This is a genomic window from Bradyrhizobium sp. BTAi1, from assembly GCF_000015165.1.
GTDB classification, from domain to species: domain Bacteria; phylum Pseudomonadota; class Alphaproteobacteria; order Rhizobiales; family Xanthobacteraceae; genus Bradyrhizobium; species Bradyrhizobium denitrificans.
This window is the reverse complement of sequence record NC_009485.1, coordinates 7,693,114-7,715,910: the sequence shown is the minus strand read 5'-3', so window position 1 is coordinate 7,715,910 and position 22,797 is coordinate 7,693,114. Positions and strand designations below refer to the sequence as shown.

General features: G+C 65.2%; 24 protein-coding genes and 1 other RNA gene. 12 read left to right on the top strand and 13 right to left on the bottom strand.

All coding sequences use genetic code 11. The features are described 5' to 3' along the window. Positions 1 to 93: 93 nt before the first annotated feature. Positions 94 to 1,593 (top strand): phosphomannomutase/phosphoglucomutase, encoded by a 1,500-nt coding sequence (locus BBTA_RS34395; protein ID WP_012047117.1) that lies wholly within the window; start codon positions 94 to 96, stop codon positions 1,591 to 1,593. 6 nt (positions 1,594 to 1,599) lie between these two features. On the opposite strand, the gene BBTA_RS34390 is transcribed toward BBTA_RS34395, so the two are convergent. The 3 genes from BBTA_RS34390 to BBTA_RS34380 all read right to left on the bottom strand — a co-directional run bounded on the left by BBTA_RS34390 (position 1,600) and on the right by BBTA_RS34380 (position 3,599). After that, positions 1,600 to 2,100 (bottom strand): Lrp/AsnC family transcriptional regulator, encoded by a 501-nt coding sequence (locus BBTA_RS34390; RefSeq protein ID WP_012047116.1) that lies wholly within the window; start codon positions 2,098 to 2,100, stop codon positions 1,600 to 1,602. A gap of 137 nt (positions 2,101 to 2,237) precedes the next feature. Continuing rightward, positions 2,238 to 3,176, bottom strand: a complete 939-nt coding sequence (gene nudC, locus BBTA_RS34385; protein ID WP_012047115.1) for an NAD(+) diphosphatase — start codon at positions 3,174 to 3,176, stop codon at positions 2,238 to 2,240. 3 nt (positions 3,177 to 3,179) lie between these two features. Then, positions 3,180 to 3,599 carry an HIT domain-containing protein gene (locus BBTA_RS34380; RefSeq protein WP_012047114.1) on the bottom strand — a complete coding sequence of 140 codons (420 nt, stop codon included), beginning with the start codon at positions 3,597 to 3,599 and terminating at the stop codon, positions 3,180 to 3,182. A 148-nt stretch (positions 3,600 to 3,747) separates the two neighbouring features. On the opposite strand from BBTA_RS34380, the gene ffs reads away from it, so the two are divergent. From ffs to BBTA_RS34350, 7 genes are all read left to right on the top strand, one after another. Next, positions 3,748 to 3,844: signal recognition particle sRNA small type (gene ffs, locus BBTA_RS38420), an RNA gene on the top strand. 146 nt (positions 3,845 to 3,990) lie between these two features. After that, a complete protein-coding gene (locus BBTA_RS34375; protein WP_012047113.1) occupies positions 3,991 to 5,832 on the top strand; it encodes a DNA polymerase III subunit gamma/tau in 1,842 nt (613 codons plus the stop codon). A 20-nt stretch (positions 5,833 to 5,852) separates the two neighbouring features. Further along, positions 5,853 to 6,173 (top strand): YbaB/EbfC family nucleoid-associated protein, encoded by a 321-nt coding sequence (locus tag BBTA_RS34370; RefSeq protein WP_012047112.1) that lies wholly within the window; start codon positions 5,853 to 5,855, stop codon positions 6,171 to 6,173. Between the two features lie 24 nt (positions 6,174 to 6,197). Next, positions 6,198 to 6,797 (top strand): recombination mediator RecR, encoded by a 600-nt coding sequence (recR, locus tag BBTA_RS34365; RefSeq protein ID WP_012047111.1) that lies wholly within the window; start codon positions 6,198 to 6,200, stop codon positions 6,795 to 6,797. A 20-nt stretch (positions 6,798 to 6,817) separates the two neighbouring features. Beyond that, positions 6,818 to 7,243: a hypothetical protein gene (locus tag BBTA_RS34360; protein WP_012047110.1), complete on the top strand. Its 426-nt coding sequence runs from the start codon at positions 6,818 to 6,820 to the stop codon at positions 7,241 to 7,243. Positions 7,244 to 7,343: 100 nt separating this feature from the next. Continuing rightward, positions 7,344 to 8,039, top strand: coding sequence for a hypothetical protein (locus tag BBTA_RS34355; protein ID WP_041751077.1), 696 nt, complete (start codon positions 7,344 to 7,346; stop codon positions 8,037 to 8,039). Between the two features lie 8 nt (positions 8,040 to 8,047). After that, a complete protein-coding gene (locus BBTA_RS34350) occupies positions 8,048 to 8,458 on the top strand; it encodes a hypothetical protein (RefSeq protein WP_012047108.1) in 411 nt (136 codons plus the stop codon). Positions 8,459 to 8,467: 9 nt separating this feature from the next. Here BBTA_RS34350 and BBTA_RS34345 read toward each other — a convergent pair whose 3' ends face one another. The 3 genes from BBTA_RS34345 to BBTA_RS34335 form a co-directional block, all read right to left on the bottom strand. Then, positions 8,468 to 9,850 carry an MFS transporter gene (locus tag BBTA_RS34345; RefSeq protein WP_012047107.1) on the bottom strand — a complete coding sequence of 461 codons (1,383 nt, stop codon included), beginning with the start codon at positions 9,848 to 9,850 and terminating at the stop codon, positions 8,468 to 8,470. Positions 9,851 to 10,018: 168 nt separating this feature from the next. Next, a complete protein-coding gene (locus BBTA_RS34340) occupies positions 10,019 to 10,324 on the bottom strand; it encodes a GIY-YIG nuclease family protein (protein WP_012047106.1) in 306 nt (101 codons plus the stop codon). A 90-nt stretch (positions 10,325 to 10,414) separates the two neighbouring features. Beyond that, entirely contained in the window at positions 10,415 to 11,647 is a 1,233-nt protein-coding gene (locus tag BBTA_RS34335) for a DNA recombination protein RmuC (RefSeq protein ID WP_012047105.1), read from the bottom strand. Between the two features lie 169 nt (positions 11,648 to 11,816). On the opposite strand from BBTA_RS34335, the gene def reads away from it, so the two are divergent. The 4 genes from def to BBTA_RS34315 all read left to right on the top strand — a co-directional run bounded on the left by def (position 11,817) and on the right by BBTA_RS34315 (position 16,482). Continuing rightward, positions 11,817 to 12,344, top strand: coding sequence for a peptide deformylase (gene def, locus BBTA_RS34330; protein WP_012047104.1), 528 nt, complete (start codon positions 11,817 to 11,819; stop codon positions 12,342 to 12,344). 141 nt (positions 12,345 to 12,485) lie between these two features. Beyond that, positions 12,486 to 13,421, top strand: coding sequence for a methionyl-tRNA formyltransferase (gene fmt / locus BBTA_RS34325; RefSeq protein ID WP_012047103.1), 936 nt, complete (start codon positions 12,486 to 12,488; stop codon positions 13,419 to 13,421). 116 nt (positions 13,422 to 13,537) lie between these two features. Further along, positions 13,538 to 14,275, top strand: coding sequence for a tRNA pseudouridine(38-40) synthase TruA (truA, locus tag BBTA_RS34320; RefSeq protein ID WP_012047102.1), 738 nt, complete (start codon positions 13,538 to 13,540; stop codon positions 14,273 to 14,275). Positions 14,276 to 14,424: 149 nt separating this feature from the next. Next, positions 14,425 to 16,482 carry a methyl-accepting chemotaxis protein gene (locus BBTA_RS34315; RefSeq protein WP_012047101.1) on the top strand — a complete coding sequence of 686 codons (2,058 nt, stop codon included), beginning with the start codon at positions 14,425 to 14,427 and terminating at the stop codon, positions 16,480 to 16,482. Positions 16,483 to 16,501: 19 nt separating this feature from the next. On the opposite strand, the gene dapE is transcribed toward BBTA_RS34315, so the two are convergent. The 7 genes from dapE to yihA form a co-directional block, all read right to left on the bottom strand. Then, positions 16,502 to 17,656 (bottom strand): succinyl-diaminopimelate desuccinylase, encoded by a 1,155-nt coding sequence (dapE, locus tag BBTA_RS34310; RefSeq protein WP_012047100.1) that lies wholly within the window; start codon positions 17,654 to 17,656, stop codon positions 16,502 to 16,504. Between the two features lie 59 nt (positions 17,657 to 17,715). Beyond that, a complete protein-coding gene (dapD, locus tag BBTA_RS34305) occupies positions 17,716 to 18,561 on the bottom strand; it encodes a 2,3,4,5-tetrahydropyridine-2,6-dicarboxylate N-succinyltransferase (RefSeq protein WP_012047099.1) in 846 nt (281 codons plus the stop codon). A 130-nt stretch (positions 18,562 to 18,691) separates the two neighbouring features. Next, entirely contained in the window at positions 18,692 to 19,387 is a 696-nt protein-coding gene (locus BBTA_RS34300) for a pyrimidine 5'-nucleotidase (RefSeq protein WP_012047098.1), read from the bottom strand. 220 nt (positions 19,388 to 19,607) lie between these two features. Beyond that, positions 19,608 to 20,672 carry a DUF1036 domain-containing protein gene (locus BBTA_RS34295; protein WP_041751747.1) on the bottom strand — a complete coding sequence of 355 codons (1,065 nt, stop codon included), beginning with the start codon at positions 20,670 to 20,672 and terminating at the stop codon, positions 19,608 to 19,610. Positions 20,673 to 20,758: 86 nt separating this feature from the next. Beyond that, positions 20,759 to 21,655: an acetylglutamate kinase gene (gene argB, locus BBTA_RS34290; RefSeq protein WP_012047096.1), complete on the bottom strand. Its 897-nt coding sequence runs from the start codon at positions 21,653 to 21,655 to the stop codon at positions 20,759 to 20,761. A 72-nt stretch (positions 21,656 to 21,727) separates the two neighbouring features. Then, positions 21,728 to 22,099 carry a DUF423 domain-containing protein gene (locus tag BBTA_RS34285; protein WP_012047095.1) on the bottom strand — a complete coding sequence of 124 codons (372 nt, stop codon included), beginning with the start codon at positions 22,097 to 22,099 and terminating at the stop codon, positions 21,728 to 21,730. After that, positions 22,096 to 22,758 carry a ribosome biogenesis GTP-binding protein YihA/YsxC gene (yihA, locus tag BBTA_RS34280; RefSeq protein ID WP_012047094.1) on the bottom strand — a complete coding sequence of 221 codons (663 nt, stop codon included), beginning with the start codon at positions 22,756 to 22,758 and terminating at the stop codon, positions 22,096 to 22,098. The genes BBTA_RS34285 and yihA overlap by 4 nt, the downstream gene beginning before the upstream one ends. Positions 22,759 to 22,797: the final 39 nt, after the last annotated feature.

Below are 22,797 nucleotides of genomic sequence, written 5' to 3'. Positions count from 1 at the left end.
CGCATCTCGACGAATCCGGACTGTCGGCCTTCCGCTAGCTTGCCAGTTTCGGTAAGGCTCTATCGTCCATTTCCGAGAAGGCGTATTTCCATGTTGTTCCCCAAGCCCAAGCCTGTCCTGGTTCCCAACACCTACGCGTTCGAATCCGAGCCGATGGTGAAGCCGACCGGCTTTCGCGAATATGACGCGCGTTGGCTGTTCAATAAGGAAATCAACCTTATGGGCGTGCAGGCGCTCGGGATGGGGTTGGGCGCGCTGATCGCCGAGCGCGGCGTTAAGCAGGAGATCGTCACAGGCCATGATTTCCGCGGTTACTCCGCCTCGATCAAATATGCGTTGATCTCCGGCCTGATGGCGGCCGGCTGCAAGGTGCACGATATCGGCCTCGCCGTCACGCCGATGGCGTATTTCGCCCAGTTCGAGCTCGACGTGCCCTGCGTCGCCATGGTGACCGCCTCGCACAACGACAATGGCTGGACCGGCGTGAAGATGGGCGCCAACCGGCCGCTGACTTTTGGCCCGGAAGAGATGACCCGGCTCAAGGAGATCGTGCTCAACGCCGAATTCAAGAACGGCGGCGGCGGCTCCTATCAGTTCCACGAGAATTTCCCGGCGCGCTACATCGCCGACCTCACCAATCGGCCCAAGCTGACGCGCAGACTGAAGGTCGTGGCCGCTTGCGGCAATGGCACCGCGGGCGCGTTCGCGCCGCAGGTGCTGGAGGCGATTGGCTGCGAGGTGATCCCGCTCGACACCGAGCTCGATCACACCTTCCCGAAATACAATCCCAATCCCGAAGACATGGAGATGCTGCACGCCATCCGCGATGCCGTGCTGGCGCACAAGGCCGATGTCGGTCTGGGCTTCGATGGCGACGGCGACCGCTGCGGCGTGGTCGACAACACGGGCGAGGAGATCTTCGCCGACAAGGTCGGCGTGATGCTTGCGCGCGACATGTCGGCGATCCACAAGGACGCGCAGTTCGTTGTCGACGTGAAGTCCACCGGCCTGTTCATGACCGACCCGGTGCTGCAGGCGCAGGGCGCGAAGACTGCGTATTGGAAGACAGGCCATTCCTACATGAAGCGCCGCACCAACGAGCTCGGCGCGCTTGCAGGCTTCGAGAAGTCGGGCCACTTCTTCTTCAATCGCCCGTTCGGCCGCGGCTATGACGATGGTCTGGTCTCGGCGATCGCGATCTGCGAGATGCTCGATCGCGCGCCGGGCAAGTCGATGGCGGATCTGAAGGACGCGCTGCCAAAGACCTGGTCGTCGCCGACGATGTCGCCGCATTGTGGCGATGAGGTCAAATATGGCGTCGTCGACGCCGTGGTGAAGCACTTCCAGGCGCAGCAGCAGCAGGGCGGCAAGGTAGCCGGGCAGCCGATTCGCGATCTCGTGACCGTCAATGGCGTCCGCGTCACGGTGGAGGACGGCAGCTGGGGCCTCGTGCGGGCATCATCGAACAAGCCGGAGCTCGTCGTCGTGGTCGAAAGCCCGGTGTCGGAGCGTCGCATGCACGACATGTTCGAGGCCATCAACGAGGTGCTGCGGACGCATCCCGAGGTCGGCGCCTATAATCAGACGATCTGAGCCAGCTCAGACCGGCGGGACCGGCAGCGCCGTTACTGACTTGATCTTCTCCATGGCGAAGCGCGAGGTGACGTTCTTGAGCGGCACCGCGCTGATCAGCTTCTTGTAGAACACGTCGTAGCTCTGCATGTCCGCGACCACGACGCGCAGCATGTAGTCGACGTCGCCCGCCATCCGGTAGAATTCCATCACCTCTGGCATCGAGCTGACGGCCTCGGCGAATTTCTTCAGCCAGGCCTCGGAATGGTCGGCGCTCTCCACCGAGACGAATACGGAGATGCCGAGGCCGATCTTGTTCTGATCGACCAGTGCCACCCGGCGCAGGATCACCCCGTCGGCTTCGAGCCGCTGGATGCGCTTCCAGCACGGCGTCGAGGACAGCCCAACCCGGTCGCCGATCTCGGCGACCGACAGCGAGGCATCCTCCTGCAGGACCATCAGGATCTTGCGGTCGATCGCGTCGAGCCGGCGGTTGGCTTCGGGGGGCTGGGCGGAGACGTCGGACATGGAGAAATTTGTTCCATAGGAAGGTCTGGAAACCCTCATATAGAGAAAAACGTTCCAAGGCAAGGATTCGCCGTTCAGGCCCCCATGCGGTCTCAGGCGACAGGTCGACCCGGCCTCGCGATGGTCTTCAAATACCCTTATGCGCCGTCTTTGAGCCACCGGCCGACCAGATGGTGGGCAATCGCGAAGGGATGCGGTCCCGCCAGTCCGTCCGGATGCTGCCGTTGCAGCATCAGCCGGGCCTCGTCGCGGCTGAACCAGCGCACATCCTCGAGCTCGTTGTGATCGATCACGATGTCCTCGTTCAAGGCCCGCGCGCTGCAGCCGATCATCAGGGACGAGGGATAGGGCCAGGGTTGCGTCATGTAATAGGAGACATCCGTGCAGCGGATGCCGGACTCCTCGAACACCTCGCGACGCACCGCGTCCTCGATCGTCTCGGCGGCCTCGACAAAGCCGGCGAGGCACGAATACATGCCGGCCGGGAACTGCTTCTGACGGCCGAGCAAGCATTTGTCGCCGGACGCGACCAGCGAGATCACGACCGGGTCGGTGCGCGGAAAATGCTCGGTCTTGCAATTCGGGCATTCGCGCTTCCAGCCGCCCTCGCGCATCGCGGTCTTGGTGCCGCAATTGGCGCAGAAGCCATGGCGCTGATGCCAGGACACCATGGACTTTGCCATCGCGATCGTTGCGAGTTGGTCGACAGGGATTGCGCCCTGCATGGCCATGCCGCGCAGCTCGGTCACCACGACATCCGCGCGCCCGGCGAGCTTTTCGACCGCGGCCGGTGAGATGCCCATGCCGAACACGGCGGCGCCGTCCTGCAGGCCGAGGAAGATCTTGCCGGGATTGGCGCCGAATCCGAGCGCCTCGTCGATCGACAGCAGCGCCCGCACTTGGTCGCCGTCGCGCTTCAGCACCAGCGAATCGCGATGCACGACATAGGCCCGCGTCGACGGCTTGTTCTCGAACGCCAGCAGCTTGTCGTCATGGAAGCGCAGATGCGCGGCGCGATCGATCGGGCGGCCGACGAAGGCCGGCGTGCCCAGCGGAAACAAGTCGAATGGCGACATCTCTCACCCTAACCAGATCTTGCGCCTGACTGCGCTGATGAACTGCTGAACCTCCTGCGCATCATGAGGCAGGGGCGGCGCGACGCCCCAGACCGGGCGCGGCCAGGCCACGTCGCCGGTCCGGCGTGCGATGATATGGATGTGCAGTTGCGGCACCATGTTGCCGAGGGCCGCCACGTTGAGCTTGTCGCACTTCGTGATCTCCTTGACCGCCCGCGAGACCCGCGTGATCTCGGTCATCAGCTGCGCCTGGGCGACCTCGTCAAGATCGATGATCTCGACCGCGCCCTCGCGGCGCGGCACCAGCAATAGCCAGGGATAGTTGGCGTCCTTGATCACCAGCACGCGCGACAGCGGCAGGTCGCCGATATCGATCGTATCCTTCGCAAGTTGCGGATGCAGCGACCAGGCTGATTCGGGCATGCGGCGGGTTCCTGGCAGGCGGTCTGGCGGGGAGCTTTGACGGCACCTAAAGCCTTTCCGAGCTGCGGCACAAGCCCGCGGGGGCGAGGGAGCGGGCCGGCGAAGCTCGCGCTTGCTTTCCGGACGGTTTGGCCCCAAATAGGCAGCGGGAGATTGGCGGTGGACGAGCCACTCGCCAACCGGGTCAGGTCCGGAAGGAAGCAGCCCTAACGAGGTCCGGATCGGGTCGCTCGTCAGTCTCCTACCTGTTTTCTCGAGCGAATCGCGCAAAGATGGCGGGGACCCCGCGCAGGGCGGGCGCTCGACCGCACTCCGGTTGATTGCGTCGAGGCTGATTGCGTCGACGATCGCGATCGATGCCGGCCCGGAATACTCACTTGCGGATCGCTCGATGACTGACGCTGGCGCCCCACCTGTTCCGCCCGACAGCGCCGACGCTCCCGCCAAGCCCTACCGGGTTCTGGCGCGCAAATACCGCCCCTCCAGCTTCGCGGATCTGATCGGCCAGGAGGCCGTGGTGCGCACGGTCTCGAATGCGTTCGAGACCGGCCGCATTCCGCAGGCCTGGATCCTCACCGGCGTTCGCGGCGTCGGCAAGACCACCACGGCCCGCATCCTGGCCCGCGCCCTGAATTACGAGCTGCCTGATGGTTCGGTGAAGGGGCCGACCATCCACATGCCGGTGCTCGGCACCCATTGCCAGGCGATCATGGAAAGCCGGCACATGGACATCCTGGAGATGGACGCGGCGTCCCATACCGGCGTCGACGATGTCCGCCAGATTAATGACAGCGTCCGTTATGCGCCGGCCAGCGCGCGCTATAAGGTCTATATCATCGACGAAGTCCACATGCTGTCGACGGCGGCGTTCAACGCCTTCCTGAAGACGCTGGAGGAGCCGCCGGAACACGCCAAATTCGTGTTCGCCACGACCGAGATCCGCAAGGTGCCGGTGACGGTGCTGTCGCGCTGCCAGCGCTTCGACCTGCGCCGCGTCGAGGCCGACGTGCTGATGAAGCATCTCGCCGGGATCGCGACCAAGGAAGGCGTGACGATCGAGCCGGAAGCGCTGGGCATCATCGCGCGCGCCGCCGAAGGCTCGGTGCGCGATTCGCTGTCGCTGCTCGATCAGGCGATTGCTCACAGCGCCGGCGAGGTCCGTGCCGACGATGTCCGGCAGATGCTGGGGCTCGCCGACCGCACCCGCGTCATCGACCTGTTTCATCATCTCGCCAGCGGCGACATCGCCGCCGCCTTCAAGGAATTCCGCGAACAGTACGACGTCGGCGCCGATCCCGTCGTGGTGCTATCCGATCTGGCCGAGTTCGTGAACTTCGTCACCCGCGTGAAGGTCGTGCCAGCCACCGCCGACAACGTCGCCTTCAGCGAGACCGAACGGCTCCGCGCGCGCGATTTCGCCACCAAGCTGTCGATGCGCGTGCTGTCGCGGATGTGGCAGATGCTGCTCAAGGGCATTGCGGAAACGCAAGGCGCAACACGCCCCGCTGCAGCCGCCGAGATGGTGCTGGTGAGGATCGCCTACGCAGCCGATCTGCCGACGCCGGACGAAGCCATTCGCATGATCGAGCAGAATGGTGGCGGATCGCCTGTCGTCACCCATGGCGGTGGGGCGCGTCCTGCGCCTGCCCCGAGCATGAGTGCAGGAGCTCCGCCGGTGATGAGTTCGGCGCCGATGCAGGCGCCGCGTGCGCAAGGGCCGACCTTGGCCGCGGTGGGCGGTGGCATGCGGCCGCAGGCGATGTCGTCGCAGCCATCGCCGGTCCAGCAGAATCAGTCCGCGTTGCGCCTGGCGAGCTTCCAGGAACTCGTCGCGCTCGCCGGCAAGAATCGCGACCTGATCACCAAGAGCGCGCTCGAGATGGATGTCCGGCTGGTCCGCTTCGAGGATGGACGGCTGGAGATCGCGCTGGAACGGACGGCGCAGCGCTCGCTTGTCTCGGACCTCGGGCGCAAGCTGGAGGACTGGACCGGCCGGCGCTGGACCGTGATCGTGTCGAACGAAGCGGGACAGCCGACCTTGCGCGAGCAGAATCTGCGCGCCAAGAGCGAGCGTGAGGCGGCGGCAGAAGCCGATCCGCGCGTCCAGGAGATCCTGGCGCGGTTCCCAGGTACCAAGGTGATCGAAGTGCGTCGGCTCGCCCACGAGCCGCCCGAATCGGACGCCAGTGCTGTCGAGCCGCCAGACGAGTCCGACGATGATGATGATTTCTAGGCTGATAACGAGGTGCTCCGATGGCTGACTTTCTCGGCATGATGAAACAGGCGGCGCAGCTGCAATCGAAGATGCAGGCGATGCAGGAGGAACTCGGCAGCCTGGAGGTCGAGGGCATCTCCGGTGGTGGCCTGGTCGCCGTGCGTATGACCGCCAAGATGGAAGTGAAGGGCATCAAGATTGATCCGTCGCTCTTGAAGCCCGACGAGGCCGAGATCCTGGAGGATCTCCTGGTCACCGCGCATGGCGATGCGCGCCGCAAGGCGGAAGCGGCGATGCAGGAAAAGATGCAGGCCATCACCGGCAAGCTCGGCCTACCGCCGGGCTTCGGCTTCGGTTAGTCCGTTCATGATCGTCGTGAACTGATGGCCGTCGCCGGTCCTGAAATCGAGCGTCTGATCCAGCTGCTTGCGCGCCTGCCCGGGCTCGGGCCGCGCTCGGCACGGCGTGCCGCGCTGCATCTGATCAAGAAGCGCGAGGCGCTGATGGTGCCGCTCGCCTCGGCGATGCAGGTCGCGATCGAGCGCATCCAGGTCTGCAAGACCTGCGGCAACATCGACACCCAAAGTCCGTGCACGGTGTGCACCGACCCGCGGCGTGATCCCGCGATGATCGTGGTCGTCGCTGATGTCGCCGATCTCTGGGCGCTGGAGCGTGCGAAGGCAAGCAACGGCCGCTATCACGTGCTCGGCGGCACTTTGTCGCCGCTCGACGGTGTCGGCCCGCAGGATCTCACCATCGACGCGCTGGTGCAGCGCGCGCATGCGCCGGAGGTGTCCGAGATCATCCTCGCACTGAACGCGACGGTCGATGGCCAGACCACCGCGCACTACATCACCGACCTCCTGCAGGAGGCGAACGTCAAGGTCACGCGACTGGCGCATGGCGTGCCGGTCGGCGGCGAGCTCGATTATCTCGACGAAGGCACGCTCTCGGCCGCGATGCGGCAGCGCACCCTGTTCTAAGCACAGACGGAAGTGGAATGATGACGAAACGCGGATTCGGCAAACGGCTGGCTTTGGGCGCGATTCTGGTGGCGCTCTCGGCGCCGTCCGTGCTGGCGCAGCAGGGTGAAGTGCCGCAGAAGGCCGGCAGGCCACTCAATGCCGGCGACGTCCTGTCCGGTGAGCTGAACGCGCTGAAGATCAAGAGTGCCAAGCCCGGGCAGCCGTCCGCTGCGTATCAGATCACCAGCGAGCCGCGCCGCCTGCCGCCGCCGAGCGGGCTGTGCAATCTCGAGACCGGCCCCGAGACGTTCCAGCTCGTCACCGCCAACAATGCGCAGGCCTCGCAGCTCAAGGGCCTGCTCGGCAAGCAGATCGCCGTGAAGGTCGACGAGATCGCCTGTGCCCAGGACGCGGGTCAGATGAGCGAAGCGGTCGTCACGAAGTGGAGCCTGGTGAAGCGGTGATCTGCGCGATCCTCGCTCGGCCATCGTTTTTACGCGATGAGTGCCTCTCCTCGCATTGACCGCCAAGTCTGCCGGGCCGAGCCGCCGAGGAGAGAGGACGATGCCGTTCATCCACGATCAATCTGACATCGAATGGCCGGAGGATGGATCCGATGCACCGGATCCGCGCGTCAGCGATTTTGTTTATTTGCCTGCTCCCGAATATGGCGGGCCGCAGGAGCCGGTCCGGTTTTCACTGCAGCCGCCTGCCAGCGAGAGCACCGCATCTCCTGGGGCAGTCGAGCCGCAAAGGCGGAGCATTCTCGATCGTCTGCTCGGACGGCGGACGCCGCAAAGCCGGGTGATCCGGGACCACGAGCGGCGGCGGCAGCTGCTGTTCGCGACGCTCGTGCCGCCGCTGCGGGCTGCCGGCGCCAAGCGGGCGTATTGTCGCTACGATGGCGGCAACGACGAAGGATTTTCCTGGCTCGATCACTACGAGAGCGAAAGCGGGGATCGTCTCGACCTCGATGCGCTGGCCGCGCGGCTTCTCGCGATGGGCGTCCATGATCAGCTGCCCGCGATCGAAGCCCGCTCTCAATCCGCGGCAATTTTCAAGCACCAGAAGCTCGCTGAGTTGCGCGACGTCGTTTCCGATCAATTGGTCGAGGAGTGGGCCATGCTGCTGCTCGGCAGAGGTTTCGGCACCGGCGAATATTGCATGTATGGCGCGTTCTGGGTGGATCTCGAAGCCTGCACCATCATCGATGACGGCAATGCCGATCCGGTCGTGCAGAACATCACGATCGCCGGGTAGAGGCGGCCATGGCGCATCCTTATCACCATGCGGTTCGTTCCGCCCGCCTGTTCGGTGGCGAGCCGGCCGACTATCAGGCGATCCACGACTGGTTCGACGAGAGCAAGGCGCATCTCGCTGACGTCCGCCACCGCGCCCTGCGTCACCACAGCGAAGGGATCTTCCTGTGCGAGGCGATCTTTGGTGCGACCCTGACCAACAGCGTCGGCAAAGTCGTTCCCGTCAGGACGATCGGAGAGCAGCACGTCAAGGATGATCTGGGCTGGATTCCGACCGTCAAGGATTGGCTGCAGCACCTTGAGGTCCAACCCTGGATGGGCCGAACGCCATTCCGTCCGCAGACCGACGAGCGGCAGTCTGCCGGCACGTCCAGTGTTCAGCAGTCGCCGCAGGATGATGCCGCTTCGCCGGAGGGGTGACTGCCGCGCTCAGACCTTGGCCGGGCCCAGCGCCGCGAAATGCCCTCGGCGCTGCAGCCAGGCAAGCAGCACGAGGCTCGGGATCGCGACCAGCACGCAGATCACGAAGAACAGCGGCCATCCTGTGGCCTTCGCCACATAGCCTGCACCCGATGACAGATAGGTGCGCCCGACGGCGGCGAGCGCGGTGAGCAGCGCATATTGAGTCGCGGTGTGCAGCGGGTTCTTGCAGAGCGCCGAGAGATAGGCGACGAAGATCACGGTGCCGATCGCGCTGGTGAAGTTTTCCGCGGAGATCGCCAGCGCCAGCGCCCATTGATTGACGCCGACGATCGCGAGCCATGAGAACGACAGATTGGCCAACGCCTGCACCACGCCGCCGATCCAGAGACTTGTCGCGAGCGCATAGCGGCGGGCGACGAAGCCGCCGGCAAAGCCGCCGGCGAGAGTCGCGGCAAGGCCGACGCCCTTCACGATCGCGGCGTAGTCGACCTTGCTGAAGCCGAGATCGATCACGAACGGCGCGGTCATCGTGCCGGAAAAGGCGTCCGTGAACTTGAACAGCACGACGAAGGCGAGCGCCGCGAGCGCATCGCGCCGGCCGAGGAACTCCACGAAGGCGCCGGCGGCCGCATGCATCACGCGGGTGAGCGCGGTGTCCGCGCCCATTTCCGCTTCCGCCAGCTTCGACTGCGCCGGCTCGGTCGCGGCCAGCGCCGTGATCGTGCCGATCAGAACGAGCGCGGCCATCACGACATAGCCCCACATCCAGGACGCCGGCCGCGGCAGCCCGCTGGTTTCAAAGGCACTGACCACCACCAGCGCGCCAGCGGTCGAGACCAGCATGCCGATGCGGTAGGCCGCCACATAGGCCGCCATGCCAGCTGCCTGCTCGCTCTCCGGCAGGCTCTCGACGCGGAAGGCATCGACCACGATGTCCTGGGTCGACGACATCGCGGCCACCAGCACGGCGGCCAGCGCCACCATGAACGGCGCGCGCGCCGGGTCCGTCAGTGCCAGCAGCAGGATGGCGCCGATCAACAGCAGTTGCGCGAACACCAGCCAGCCGCGTCGACGGCCGAACGCGCGCGTCAGCAGCGGCACGTGCAGCGCGTCCACCAGCGGCGCCCATAGGAATTTCAGCGTGTAGGGCGTGCCGACAAGGGCGAACAGTCCGATCGTGCCGAGATCGACGCCGAGATCGCGCATCCAGATCTGCAGCGTCGAGCCGGACAACGCCAGCGGCAGGCCCGAGGAAAAGCCGAGGAAGAGCACGACGAGAACACGCGGCTGCAAATAGACCGCCATGCTCTCGCGCCAGGTGGGGGCGGGCTTGGTGTCGGGCTTTGCGGCGTTCGCCGTAAGGTCGGATGTCGCGTCGGGTGCGGTCATGAGCAGGTCGTAGCAGATTTGGGGAAATGCCGTATGCTGTTTTGCCCCGCTGGAGCCATGTTTAAGTCGTCATCGTCCGCGAAAGTGGACGATCCAGTAGCCACCGGCTTCTCGGGTCTCAGGGCCGTCTCGGCGTACTGGATGCCCGCCTGCGCGGGCATGACGGTCTTAGAATGAACCTCCAGCGATCCCGGGATAGAGATCATTCCAGTTTGGGTTGTTCTCTTCGATCAGCCGGATCTTCCAGGTTCGATTCCATTTCTTGAGCCGCTTTTCACGTAGAATGGCATTTGCTGCATCGTCGAACTGCTCGAAGTAGACAAGGCGCACGACGTCGTATTTCTCAGTGAAGCTCTCGATCAGCTTTGCCTTGTGCTGTGCCACCCGGCGGATCAGATCGTTGGTCACGCCGATGTAGAACGTACCGCCAATGCGGCTTGCCAGGATGTCCACGTAGTAGGAACGCGCGCCCATCGGACGTCTCTGGAATATTGGAGCGCCCGGTCAAGCCAAGCGACGACCGTCTTGCCTGGATGGCTGTCTCGGACAACACAGAGACTTCGGTCACTCTCCCGCCTGTATGCGCCCTGCCAGCGGAAACAGGTCCGGCGTCGTCCCGACAGCAGGCGCAATCCGCGGCGATTCCACCGGTGCATCCTGCTTGCTGAAATCCAGCTCCTCGATGCGGGCGGCGCGCTTCTCGATCTTGTCGGCGGAGATCAGGATCTGGCGGATATCCTCGCCGACATCGCCAAAATGCTTTTGCAGCTTGAGCACGCGCTCGCGCAGGCGGCCGAGATCGTCGCCGAGATGGATCACCTCGTTGCGGATCTGGTCGGCGGCATCGCGGATGCGCGCATCCTTCATGATCTGCTGCATCACCTGGATCGCCAGCATCAGCAGTGACGGCGACACCAGCACCACGCGGGCGCGATAGGCCTTCTGGATGACGTCGTCGAAGCCGTCATGGATCTCGGCATAAACCGACTCTGAGGGCACGAACATCAGCGCCGTATCCTGCGTCTCGCCGACGACGAGATACTTCTCGGCAATGTCGTTGACGTGCCGCAGCACGTCGCTGCGCAGCCGCTGGGCGGCGGCGCGCTTCTCCTCCTCCGTCTCTGCATCATGCAGCGCCGTGACGGCTTCCAATGGAAACTTGGCGTCGATGCACAGCGGGCGCGCATCGGGCAGGAACACGACGCAGTCCGGCCGCTTGCCGCTGGCGAGCGTGTATTGGAAGGCGTAGCTGCCCTTGGGCAGCCCGTCCTGCACGATCGCCTCCATGCGCGCCTGGCCGAAGGCGCCGCGCGACTGCTTGTTGGCGAGCACGTCGCGCAATGTGGACACCTGCGTGGTCAGCTCGCTGAGGTCGCGATGGGCATTGTCGATGATGCCCAGCCGCTCATGCAGCACGCGCAAGGAATCCATGGTGTGGCGTGTGCTCTGCTCCATCGACTGGCCGACGCGATGGGTGACGGCATCAAGGCGCTCGTTGACGCTGCGGGCCAGGTCCACCTGCCGGCCGGCGAGCAGTTGCGCCATGGCATCGACCCGGCCGGACGCTTCGCTCTGGACCCGGATCATCTCGCTGAACCGCTGTTCGAGCTCGTCGGTGCGACTCGCCTGCTGTGCGGCAAACTCGCCGCCGCGGCGGCTGGACCGGGCGACGGCTGCCACGATCATCACGAGCAGCAGCAGCACCAGCACGCCGAATCCGATCAGCGCGTCACTGGCGCGCAGCGGAAGGTCGCCGATCATCACGATGACAGGATTGAGCGATTGGCTGGCGGTCATCACCCCCGTCTATCCGATTCGCATAAGCCTGCGAACGAATAGAGAACATTCATGGTTAAGATCGGCTTAAGATCTATGGTTAACGAGGCGTTGAATTTCATGGTTAGCGATGTCTTAACCACGCACCGTCACATTGACCGGGCCTGTTCCGGGGCTTAAATCGCGCGCCATGTCCCTACGAGAAATCATCATCCTGCCGGACAAGCAGTTGCGGCTGGTCTCCAAGCCTGTCGAGAAGGTCACGCCGGAGATCCGGCAGTTGGTCGACGACATGTTCCAGACGATGTACGACGCCCCCGGTATCGGGCTCGCGGCCATCCAGGTTGCGCAGCCGCTGCGCGTCATCACCATGGATCTGGCCAAGCCGGATGCCGGTGGCGAGACCAAGCGTGAGCCGCGGGTCTTCATCAATCCCGAGATCATCGCCAAGTCCGACGAGCTCTCGATCTATGAGGAAGGCTGCCTGTCGATCCCCGAATATTACGAGGAGGTCGAGCGGCCGGCGCGGGTCCGCGTCCGCTTCACCGATCTCGACGGCGTGCTGCGCGAGGAGGATGCCGAGGGACTGTACGCCACCTGCATCCAGCACGAGATCGACCATCTCAACGGCGTGCTGTTCATCGACTATCTGTCGAAGCTCAAGCGTGACCGCGTTCTGAAGAAGTTCACCAAGGCCGCCAAACGCGCGGGCGAGTGATCGACGAACTCTGTCCTCCGTCATGCCCGGGCTTGACCCGCGCATCCACGTCTTGCCTCTCGCGTTGGCGTTCAGACGTGGATGGCCGGGACAAGCCCGGCCATGACGCGGAGGATTCGGCAATGCAGGATCTTCCACCCGATGCCCCTTCGCCTGATCTTCATGGGCACGCCGGATTTCGCCGTGCCCACCCTGCTTGAGCTCGCCGGCCACGGCCACGAGATCGCGGCTGTGTATACGCGCGCGCCGAAGCCCGGCGGCCGTCGCGGCCTGGCCCTGGTGCCGACGCCGATCGAGACCGAGGCGCGAAGGCTCGGAATTCCCGTGGTCACGCCGAAGACGCTGAAGACCGAGGAGGCCCTGACCGCGTTTCGCGCCCATCAGGCCGATGCAGCTGTGGTCGTGGCCTATGGCATGATCCTGCCTCAGGCGATTCTCGATGCGCCCAAGCTCGGCTGCTACAACCTCCATGCCTCGCTGCTGCCGCGCTGGCGCGGCGCCGCGCCGATCAACCGCGCCATCATGGCTGGTGACGCCGAAACCGGGGTCATGGTGATGAAGATGGATGTCGGGCTCGACACCGGCGACGTCGCGATGGCCGAGCGCCTGCCGATCACCGATGCGATGACCGCGTCCGACCTGCACGACCAGCTGGCGCGGATCGGCGCCGACCTGATGGTGCGCGCCATGGCTGCGCTGGAGCGCGGCGGGCTCACGCTGACGAAGCAAGCCGATGCGGGCGTCACCTACGCAGCCAAGATCGAGAAGGCCGAGGCGCGGATCGACTGGAGCAAGCCTGCCAACGCGGTATTGCGCCACATCCACGGCCTGTCGCCATTTCCGGGGGCGTGGAGTGAGGTCACGCTCGACGGTGAAGCCGTGCGCTTGAAGATCCTGCGCTGCGCGCTGGCCGATGGCAGGGGCGAACCGGGCGCTGTGATCAACGAGCAGCTCACCATCGCCTGCGCCGACGGCGCCGTCCGTGTCACCGAGCTGCAGCGCGCCGGCAAGGGCCCGATGAAGGCCGCGGATTTCCTGCGCGGCACCCGCGTCGCTCCGGGCCTGCGCTTCGGTTGACGTCCCCAACGCGTCATGCGCGGGCTTGACCCGCGCATCCATCTCGCGAACAAACGTCCTTGTTGGATGGATTGCCGGGTCAAGCCCGGCAACGACAGCAAAACTCGATCCAGGCGATGCCCCGCTACAAGCTCACTATCGAATATGACGGCACGCCATTCTGCGGCTGGCAGCTGCAGGAGACGCTACCGTCGGTGCAGGGCGCGCTGGAGGCGGCGGTGCAGGCGACCTGTGGCGTGCCGACCCGCGTGCACGGGTCAGGCCGCACGGATGCCGGCGTCCACGCCACCGGCCAGGTCGCGCATTGCGACATTGCCAAGGACTTCCGGCCCGACAAATTGCGCGATGCGCTCAACGCGCATCTGCGGCCGAACCCGGTCGCGGTGCTTGAGGCCGAGATCGTTTCCGATACGTTCGAGGCACGCTTCTCGGCCCGTAAGCGGCACTATCGCTATCGGATCGTCAATCGGCGCTCCAATCTCGCGCTCGAGGTCGGGCGTGTCTGGCGTGTGCCGCAGCGGCTTGATTCCGATGCGATGCATGCCGCTGCACAGAGGCTGATCGGCAGGCACGACTTCACCACGTTCCGTGACACAGAATGTCAGGCGAAATCGCCCGAGAAGACGCTCGATCAGCTCGATGTCGTCAGGGACGGGGACGCGGTGACCATCCTGACCTCGGCTCGCTCCTATCTGCACAGCCAGGTGCGCTCGATGGTGGGATCGCTGGTATGGGTCGGGCAGGGCCGCTGGAGCGCCGATGATCTCGCCGCCGCGCTGGCCGCGCGCAACCGCGCCGCCTGCGGTGTCGTGGCGCCCCCGGAAGGGCTGTACCTGGTCAAGGTGGATTATTGAAGCAGTCCCAAGTGGAACCTTGGTGCTGTTAGTTGCGAATGACTATCCTAATTAGTTGCTGTTTTGCGTCGCAATGCATGGTTTCTTAACTCCAAATTGAAATCCTGGCTGTTATCCGGGCCTTGAGTTGCTGTTCAGCGAGGTCCGTCGTGCGCATTCGCCAAGTCTTCCTGCTTTCTCTGTTGCTCGGGGCCGTCATCGGCCTGCTCGCCACCGCGCTGTTTGCCTGGCAGCAGCTGGCCTCCCTGCAAGCTGCGAGGACAGCAGGACGTGATGCGCAGCTGCTGGCTGCCATGCTGCGGCTGCCGGAGAAGTTGAATCTCGAGCGTGCTATGGTCAATCCGCGGTTGGCCTCGCCCAATCCGGCGACCGCCGACGAGCTCGCTTCGCTGCAGAAGATCCTCCAGGGCTCGGATGAAGCGTTCGCCAAGGCGCGAAGCCTCGTGCAGTTGAGCGAAGACTCCGCCGCGCTGGATTCGATCCAGCAGAAGCTGCGCGCGTTGCGCAGTTCCGCGCTCGATGCAGTCGCGCAGCCGAAGGCCGCGCGATCCGAAGCCATTGTCCGCGATTACGTGCCGCAGATGTTCGCGATTCAGGAGACGACCGGCAGCCATGTCGAAGGCATCGTCCGCCGGATCAATTCGGCAAACCCCGCGGTCGGCCAGTCGGCCAGGCTCGCCGTGATCGGGTGGGACATGCGCGATTGGGCTGGTCGCGCCACCACGACCTTCATCCGCATGATCGCGACCAAGCAGCCGATGTCCGGTGAGCCGGCCGAGGCTCTGGCCATGTTCAAGGGGCGGATCGAGCGGATCTGGTCGGCGGCCAAGCTCGCGGCGGCGGAGATCGATCAGAAACCGATCTTCGCAGCCTTGTCGCAGGTGGAAAGCGGCTATTGGGCGCGTGGCGGCGAGTTCTATGCGTCCCAGGTCGCGCCGAACCGCGGCAAGGTCCTCGAGCTCGATCCCGATCAGTTTCTGCGCTCGATGTTCCCGATCCTCGACACGATCCTGCCGCTGCGCGATGCGGCGATTGCCGAGGCGCTCCGTCAGGGCGATCTCGCCATCGCCGAGTCGCAGACGCGCTTCGTGCTCGCGCTGGCCCTGCTGCTGATCAACGTGGCGGCTGCCGCGCTCGGCACCGTCTGGTTCAATGGCCGGGTGATCAAGCCGCTGTCTTATCTGACCGAGTTGATCGGACGCATCGCCAGCGGTGAGCGCGACGTGACGATCGCCTATCGCGACCGGACGGACGAGGTCGGCACGCTCGCCAACGCGATCGGCGTGCTCCAGGAGAAGTCTGCCGAGGCTGATCGGCTCGCGCTTCAGGGCGCCGATGCCGAAGCCCGTCGCGACGCGCGCCGGCAGAAGATCGAGGCGCTCACCGGCCGGTTCGGCGAGGTCATCGATACGCTGTGCGGCCGCCTCAGCGATGCCGCCAGCGGCCTGAAGCAGTCAGCCGAAGCCCTGGACGGCTCCGCCAGCGCCACGGCCTCCCGTGCCACTGCAGTGGCCGATGCGGCAGCGCAGGCAACGGCCGGCGTCAATACCGTGGCCGCAGCCTCGGAGGAGCTGGATCATTCGATGAAGGAGATTACCCGGCAGATTGCGGAAGCGGCGTCGGAATCGTCGAATGCGACCAGTCAGGCGCTCGACACCACCGACAAGGTGCGCACGCTTGCCGGCAGCGCAACGCGCATCGGCGACGTCGTGCAGCTGATCCGCGCCATCGCTTCGCAGACCAATCTGCTCGCGCTCAACGCCACGATCGAATCGGCACGCGCTGGCGAGGCCGGCAAGGGCTTTGCCGTGGTTGCCTCCGAGGTGAAGAGCCTGGCATCGCAGACCAGCAAGGCGACCGAGGAGATCGAGAGCCAGATCGCCGCGATCCAGAACGAGACGGGCAGCACCGTTGCCGCGATCGAGAAGATCGCGGCCGTCGTCAATACGATCAGTGGTGTCACGGGCGCGGTGGCAAGCGCGGTGGCCGAGCAGAGCGCCACGACGCGGGAGATTGCCCGCAGCGTGCAGCAGACGGCCAGCGGCACCAACGACGTCTCGTCATCGATTGCGCTGGTAAGCGCTGCGGCTGCGGATACCCGTGGATCGGCGCGATCGCTGCTCGACTCCGCGGCGAGCCTGGCCGGGCAGGCCACGGACCTGCGCCGCGAGGTCGATCAGTTTTTGGCCGAGGTGAAGGCAGCCTGACCTCTGTCAGGGGTGCCGCTCAGGCGAAATAGCGATCGAGAATGCCGCGATAGATCTTCGTCAGGGTGGCGATATCCGCGACGGAAGCGCGCTCGTCGATCTGGTGCATGGTCTGCCCGACCAGGCCGAACTCGATGACCGGGCAATAGCTCGCAATGAAGCGCGCATCCGAGGTGCCGCCGGTCGTGGAGAGCTCCGGCTTGCGTCCGGTCACGCTCTCGATGGCGGCGACGGCGAGGTCGGTGAATGGCCCCGGCTTGGTCAGGAACACTTTGGAGTTCGACGGCAGCCAGTCGATATGGGCGCGGATGCGGTTTCCGCAGGCCTTGGCCAGCCGTTCCTCGACCAGCGCCCGCAGCGAGTCCTGCGTGTGACAGTCATTGTAGCGGATGTTGAACTTCGCGCGTGCCAGGCCCGGGATGACGTTGGATGCCGTGTTTCCGACATCGACGCTGGTGAATTCGAGGTTCGACGGCTGGAATTGCGCACTGCCGTGATCCAACGGTTCGTCCGACAGCGCGACGATCAGGCGAGAGATGTCGGGCACCGGATTCTCGGCGCGGTGCGGATAGGCGACGTGGCCCTGCCTGCCCTCGACGATCAGCGTGCCGGACTGCGAGCCGCGGCGGCCGATCTTGATGCAGTCGCCCATGACCTCCTGGTTCGACGGCTCGCCGAGCACGCAATGGTCGAATTTTTCGCCGCGCTCGGCCGCCCATTGTAACAGCTTGATGGTGCCGTTGATCGAGACGTCCTCCTCGTCGCCGGTGATCAGGAACGAGATCGAGCCTTTCGGCTGCCCGTCGTGATCGCGCAGATAATCCAGCGCGGCGGCGACGCTGCAGGCGATGCCGCCCTTCATGTCGACCGCGCCGCGGCCGTAGATATAGCCGTCCCTCACCTCGCCCGAGAACGCCGGAAGGCTCCAGGCCGCTTCGTCACCGGGCGGGACCACGTCGGTATGGCCGGCGAAGGTGATGTGCGGACCCTCGGTGCCGATGCGAGCGTAGAGATTGTCGATGTCGGCCGTGCCTGCTTCCGAAAAGGTGATGCGGTGGGTCGTGAAGCCGGCCTGTTTCAGCAGGGCTTCGAGCACACCGAGCGCCCCGGCATCGGCGGGGGTCACGGAGGGGCAGCGGATCAGATCGCGGGTGATGGTGAGGGCATCGGTCATGCCCTCCGCTTAACACGGGCTTTCGGGCGGCGGCTAGTGCGCCGCCCGGGCCAGGACGATCAGTCGCGCAGCAGTTCGTTGATCGAGGTCTTGGAGCGGGTGCGCTCGTCGACGCGCTTGACGATGACGGCGCAGGCGGTGGACGGGCCGATCTGGCCGTTCTTCATCGGCTTACCCGGCAGCGCGCCCGGTACCACGACGGCATATTCCGGCACCTCGCCGACGAAAGTCTCGCCGGTCTCGCGGTCGATGACCTTGGTCGAGGCGCCCAGGAAGACGCCCATCGCGAGCACTGCGCCCTTCCGGACGACGACGCCCTCCGCAACCTCTGATCGTGCACCGATGAAGCAATCATCCTCGATGATCACGGGGCCGGCCTGCAGCGGCTCCAGCACGCCGCCAATGCCGACACCACCGGAGATATGGACGCGCTTGCCGATCTGGGCGCAGGAGCCGACTGTCGACCAGGTATCGACCATGGTGGCCTCGTCGACATAGGCGCCGAGATTGACGAAAGACGGCATCAGCACGACGTTCTTGGCGATGAAGGCCGAGCGGCGCACGATCGCGCCAGGCACCGCGCGGAAGCCGGCCTCGCGGAAGCGGTTCTCGCCCCAGCCTTCGAATTTCGACGGCACCTTGTCCCACCATGACGCCTGGCCGGGGCCGCCCGGAATGACGCTCATGTCGTTGAGGCGGAAGGACAGCAGCACGGCCTTCTTCAGCCACTGGTTGACGCTCCATGTGCCGTCCGTGCCGCGCTCGGCGACGCGCGCCTCGCCCTTGTCGAGCAGCTCCAGCGCACTCTCCACGGCGTCGCGGATCTCGCCCTTGGTCGTGGTCGAGACGCCATCACGGGCATCGAAGGCGCTGTTGATGGTGGATTCCAGGGCGGACAATGACATCGGTCGATCCTCGCTTGGTCCCGGGCCGACCGGGACGGACGTGTACGAGTATGGAGGGCAAGGCGGCTTTTTCGGAGTTTGGGGCAGGGGAGTCAAGGCACACCCACCGCTGGTCCGGGACGACGGTCGGCTATGTAGCCACCAGCCGCTGCAAGAATCCGGTCAGGTCATCCGTGACGTGGTCGACATGCGGATCGTCCCGACCCGACAGCTCCCAGTCCTCGCGCACCACTTCCTTGGTGCCGTCGGGCACCACCAGCACCGTGGTCATGCCGAGGTCGTGCGGGACCACGAGATTGCGGGCAAGGTCCTCGAACATGGCTGCACGGGTCGGATCGACGGCGTGCAGCTCGAGGAATTTGTCATAGGTCTCGCGCGCGGGTTTTGGCGTCAGCTCGGCGGCGATGATGTCGAACACGCCGTGGAAATGGCCGGCGATGCCGAGCCGTGACAGCACCGCATCGACATGATCGACCGAACCGTTGGTCAGGATCAGCTTGCGCCCGGGCAATTTCTCGATCGCCGCGCCCATGTCCGGATTCGGCTCCAGCGGCGAGTGGTCGATCTTGTGCACATAGGCCAGGAAGTCGTCGGCATGCACGCCATGCTCAGTCATCATCCCGCGCATCGTGGTGCCGTAGCGGCGGTAGTAGTCCTTCTGGATGCGGCGCGCCTCGTCCGCGTCGACCTTGAGCCAGTTGGACACGAACTCGCCGATTCGCGCGTCGACCTGCTGCCAGAGATTGACGTGGTGCGGATACAGCGTGTTGTCGAGATCGAACACCCAGGTGTCGACGTGGTCGAAGCTGCGGGGATCTTTCGTCATGTCTGCCTCGGTCCATCATGCCTGGGTTCATCATGCCCCGCTGGCGCGGCATATTCCGCCGTCGTCCCGGCGAAGCCCGGGACCCATACCGCGTGATCTATCATGGGGCAGGATGGCTGATGCCGGTCGCCTCCACCACGGCCGGTGGTTATGGATCCCGGCGTTCGCGGGGATGACAGCGGAGTGTGGGGCCGCAGTGCGCGCCTGATCGACATGATCATCACGGCAGCGCGAATCTGATTGTCTTGCCGCCGCGGGTGATGTCGACCGCGGTGAAGCCGGTGGCGGTGAAGCCGCGGCTCGGACAGTCGCCCTGCTCTGTTGTCTCGAACTTGTTCTCGCGGGTGCAGAGCTGGACGAGGCCGCCCCAGTTCAGGGGCTTGTTCTTCAGCTTGATGGTGCGGTTTTCGTCATCGACCGCCTCGGCGAAGCTGTAGACCTTCTTCGGCTGCCCGGTAATGTCGGGATGCAGGCACTTGCCGGCGTCGATGCGATACCAGCCGCGGCTGACCACCGTGCGGCCGTCGTCGGTCGCGACCGCCGCCATGACCTTGTGCGGCGTGTCGTTGCACCAAGTAAGCCCGGTGGGCGAGGGCGTCTGAACCGCGTCGACCATCGTGGCGAAGAATGTCGACTGCGAGACGATGTCGGACGAGAGCCCGCGACTCTTCAGGAACGCGGCGAGTGCAGCTTGCGTCTTCGGCCCGTCGACGCCGTCGATCGGGGACACGTCATAGCCGGCAATGCCGAGCAGACGCTGGATGCCGGCGAGGCGGGCCTGCTCGTCATCATATTCCGCGCTTTCGGCGAGATAGGCGGTCAAGCTGCCGTCATCGCTTTTTGTCGGCGTCACCTGGGTGAACGCTGCCGGGGTCTGCCCGGCACGGCATTGCCGGGCGGCAGCGATCACGAAATTGTCGGTCGTTGCCACGCAGAGCTGGTCATTGCCGTTTGCGGCGATCGGCGATGCGCCATAGAGGCTGAGCGCGCGCGCGTGGAGCAGGATACGCTCCGCGGTCATCGCGCCCTGCAGCACCACGCGGCAGGTGGCCGGATCGAGCCTGAACCATCCCCGCGTCGCCGTCGCCGCCTTCTCATCGATGCCGATCGCAGCCTCGACGACGTAGCTCATGCGATTGCAGAGCTTGAGGTCGGCGCGGGCGGGCGTGGTGAAGGTGAGAAGAGGGAGGATGACGGCCAGGGCGAGCGCAACGCGAGTCCGGAGGGGTTTCGCTTGCCAACGAATCTCCCCGACGTCATGGCCTGGCTTGACCCGACCATCCACGCGTTTGTCTCCATCGGAGGGAAAGTCATGAATGCCCGGGTCGAGCCCGGGCATGACGATCTCCAAGGTTGCGACGGCCTTGCCCATCACTTGTGGATCAGCGTGCCCGTGCCCTGGTTGGTGAACAGCTCGAGCAGCACCGCGTGCTGCACCTTGCCGTCGAGAATCACGACGCCCTGCACCCCCTGCTCGAGCGCGTAGATGCAGGTCTCGACCTTCGGGATCATGCCGCCGGAAATGGTGCCGTCGGCGATCAGCTTGCGCGCATCCTTTACCGACAGCTCCGGAATCAGCTTCTTCGACTTGTCGAGCACGCCGGGCACGTCGGTGAGCAGCAGCAGGCGCTTGGCCTTCAGCGCGCCGGCCACCGCTCCGGCAAAGGTGTCGGCGTTGACATTGAAGGTCTGACCTTCCTTGGAGGTCGCGAGCGGAGCAAGGATCGGGATCAGCTCGTAGCCGATCAGCTGGTTCAGCAGCGTCAGGTCGACCTTGTCGGGCTCGCCGACGAAGCCGAGATCCACCACCTTCTCGATATGGCTGTCCGGATCGACCATGGTGCGTGTGGCCTTGACCGCGCGCACCATGTTGCCGTCCTTGCCGCAGAGGCCGACGGCCTTGCCGCCGGCTTCGTTGATGTAGCCGACCAGCTGCTTGTTGATCGAGCCGGCAAGCACCATTTCGACGATCTCGATCGTCGCAGCGTCGGTGATGCGCAGACCGGCGGCAAATTCGGAGACGATGCCGAGGCGTTTGAGCATGGTCGCGATCTGCGGCCCGCCGCCATGCACCACCACGGGGTTGATCGCGGTTTGCTCGAGCAGCACGATGTCGCGCGCGAAGGCCTTGGCGGTGTCCTCGTCACCCATGGCGTGGCCGCCATATTTGATGACGATGGTCTCGTCGTCATACTCCTGCATGTGCGGGAGCGCCTCGGACAGGATGCGGGCCTGATCGAGCGGGCTGATGGTGGTCGCGTCGGTCATGTCGGGGATCTCGGCTAGCGGGGCGTCGCCGCGCGTTCTATCCGATTGCCGCCTGCTGCGCAAAGCGCCGGATCAGGCGCGCCGGGGCCACAACGCGCAGATCGCGAGCGCAATCCAGCTCGCAATTTGCAGGCTGCCGCCGATCGGCGCCGCAAACGGAAACAGCCGGTCGCCGGCGAACTGTCGCATCAACAGGTCGCCGGCGAAAAGCGCCGGCCCGAGCGCGAAACCGAGGGCCGCGATCAGCCCGATGCGCCGATGAATGACGCCGCGCTCGGCCAGCGCGACGGTGCCGAGCAGAGCGCAGGCGTGGAACAGCAGCATCATGGAGGCGGTGGTGAGGCGGGATGCGTCGGCATCATGCGCGGCCTTGGCCGCGAGCGCCACGCCGGTGGCACCCATCAGCCCGGCCAGTGCGATCAGGAGACGCCAGAGCCGCGTCATGCGCCGCGCTCCTCCAGCAGGCGCGCCATTGCGGCGCGCAGCTCCGGCATGCCCGTTCCGGAGCGCGATGACGTCGCCAGCACCTGCGGGAATGCCGCCGGATGCTTGGCCAGCGCGGCCTCGGTCTCGGCGATGCGGGCGGCGAGCTCCGGCGGCTTGACCTGGTCGGCCTTGGTCAGGACCAGCTGATAGCTGACCGCGGACCGGTCGAGCGTCTTGAAGATCTCCTGATCGACCTCCTTGAGGCCGTGGCGGGCGTCGATCAGCACATAGACGCGGGCAAGCGAGGCGCGGCCGAGCAGGAATTGGTGGATCAGCTTGGTCCAGGACGCGACCTTGGTTTTGGCCGCGGCGGCGTAGCCATAGCCGGGCATGTCGACCAGGCGCAGCGGCGCATAGTCAGGTCCCTCGAAGAAGATCAGCTCCTGCGTGCGGCCCGGCGTGTGCGACGTCCGTGCCAGCGCGTTCTGGCCGGTCAACGCATTGATCAGGCTGGACTTGCCGACATTGGAGCGGCCGGCAAAGGCGATCTCGATCTGGCCGGACATCGGCGGCAGGCTCGCGATCGAGGGCGAGGCATGGGTGAACCGCCAGGCCTGCGCGAACAGCTTGCGGCCCTTCTCGATCAGGCGCTCGTCGGTGTCGTGGCTGGTGGTCATCAATGCTTTTGCCTCGTCATTGCGAGCGAAGCGAAGCAA

Coding starts and splice junctions, on each gene's coding strand:
- BBTA_RS34390 (WP_012047116.1), bottom strand. CDS start 2,100: ATGTCCGACGTCTCCGCCCAGCCCCCCGAAGCCAACCGCCGGCTCGAC.
- nudC (WP_012047115.1), bottom strand. CDS start 3,176: ATGTCGCCATTCGACTTGTTTCCGCTGGGCACGCCGGCCTTCGTCGGC.
- BBTA_RS34380 (WP_012047114.1), bottom strand. CDS start 3,599: ATGCCCGAATCAGCCTGGTCGCTGCATCCGCAACTTGCGAAGGATACG.
- BBTA_RS34375 (WP_012047113.1), top strand. CDS start 3,991: ATGACTGACGCTGGCGCCCCACCTGTTCCGCCCGACAGCGCCGACGCT.
- BBTA_RS34370 (WP_012047112.1), top strand. CDS start 5,853: ATGGCTGACTTTCTCGGCATGATGAAACAGGCGGCGCAGCTGCAATCG.
- recR (WP_012047111.1), top strand. CDS start 6,198: ATGGCCGTCGCCGGTCCTGAAATCGAGCGTCTGATCCAGCTGCTTGCG.
- BBTA_RS34360 (WP_012047110.1), top strand. CDS start 6,818: ATGACGAAACGCGGATTCGGCAAACGGCTGGCTTTGGGCGCGATTCTG.
- BBTA_RS34355 (WP_041751077.1), top strand. CDS start 7,344: ATGCCGTTCATCCACGATCAATCTGACATCGAATGGCCGGAGGATGGA.
- BBTA_RS34350 (WP_012047108.1), top strand. CDS start 8,048: ATGGCGCATCCTTATCACCATGCGGTTCGTTCCGCCCGCCTGTTCGGT.
- BBTA_RS34345 (WP_012047107.1), bottom strand. CDS start 9,850: ATGACCGCACCCGACGCGACATCCGACCTTACGGCGAACGCCGCAAAG.
- BBTA_RS34340 (WP_012047106.1), bottom strand. CDS start 10,324: ATGGGCGCGCGTTCCTACTACGTGGACATCCTGGCAAGCCGCATTGGC.
- BBTA_RS34335 (WP_012047105.1), bottom strand. CDS start 11,647: ATGACCGCCAGCCAATCGCTCAATCCTGTCATCGTGATGATCGGCGAC.
- def (WP_012047104.1), top strand. CDS start 11,817: ATGTCCCTACGAGAAATCATCATCCTGCCGGACAAGCAGTTGCGGCTG.
- fmt (WP_012047103.1), top strand. CDS start 12,486: ATGCCCCTTCGCCTGATCTTCATGGGCACGCCGGATTTCGCCGTGCCC.
- truA (WP_012047102.1), top strand. CDS start 13,538: ATGCCCCGCTACAAGCTCACTATCGAATATGACGGCACGCCATTCTGC.
- dapE (WP_012047100.1), bottom strand. CDS start 17,656: ATGACCGATGCCCTCACCATCACCCGCGATCTGATCCGCTGCCCCTCC.
- dapD (WP_012047099.1), bottom strand. CDS start 18,561: ATGTCATTGTCCGCCCTGGAATCCACCATCAACAGCGCCTTCGATGCC.
- BBTA_RS34300 (WP_012047098.1), bottom strand. CDS start 19,387: ATGACGAAAGATCCCCGCAGCTTCGACCACGTCGACACCTGGGTGTTC.
- argB (WP_012047096.1), bottom strand. CDS start 21,655: ATGACCGACGCGACCACCATCAGCCCGCTCGATCAGGCCCGCATCCTG.
- BBTA_RS34285 (WP_012047095.1), bottom strand. CDS start 22,099: ATGACGCGGCTCTGGCGTCTCCTGATCGCACTGGCCGGGCTGATGGGT.
- yihA (WP_012047094.1), bottom strand. CDS start 22,758: ATGACCACCAGCCACGACACCGACGAGCGCCTGATCGAGAAGGGCCGC.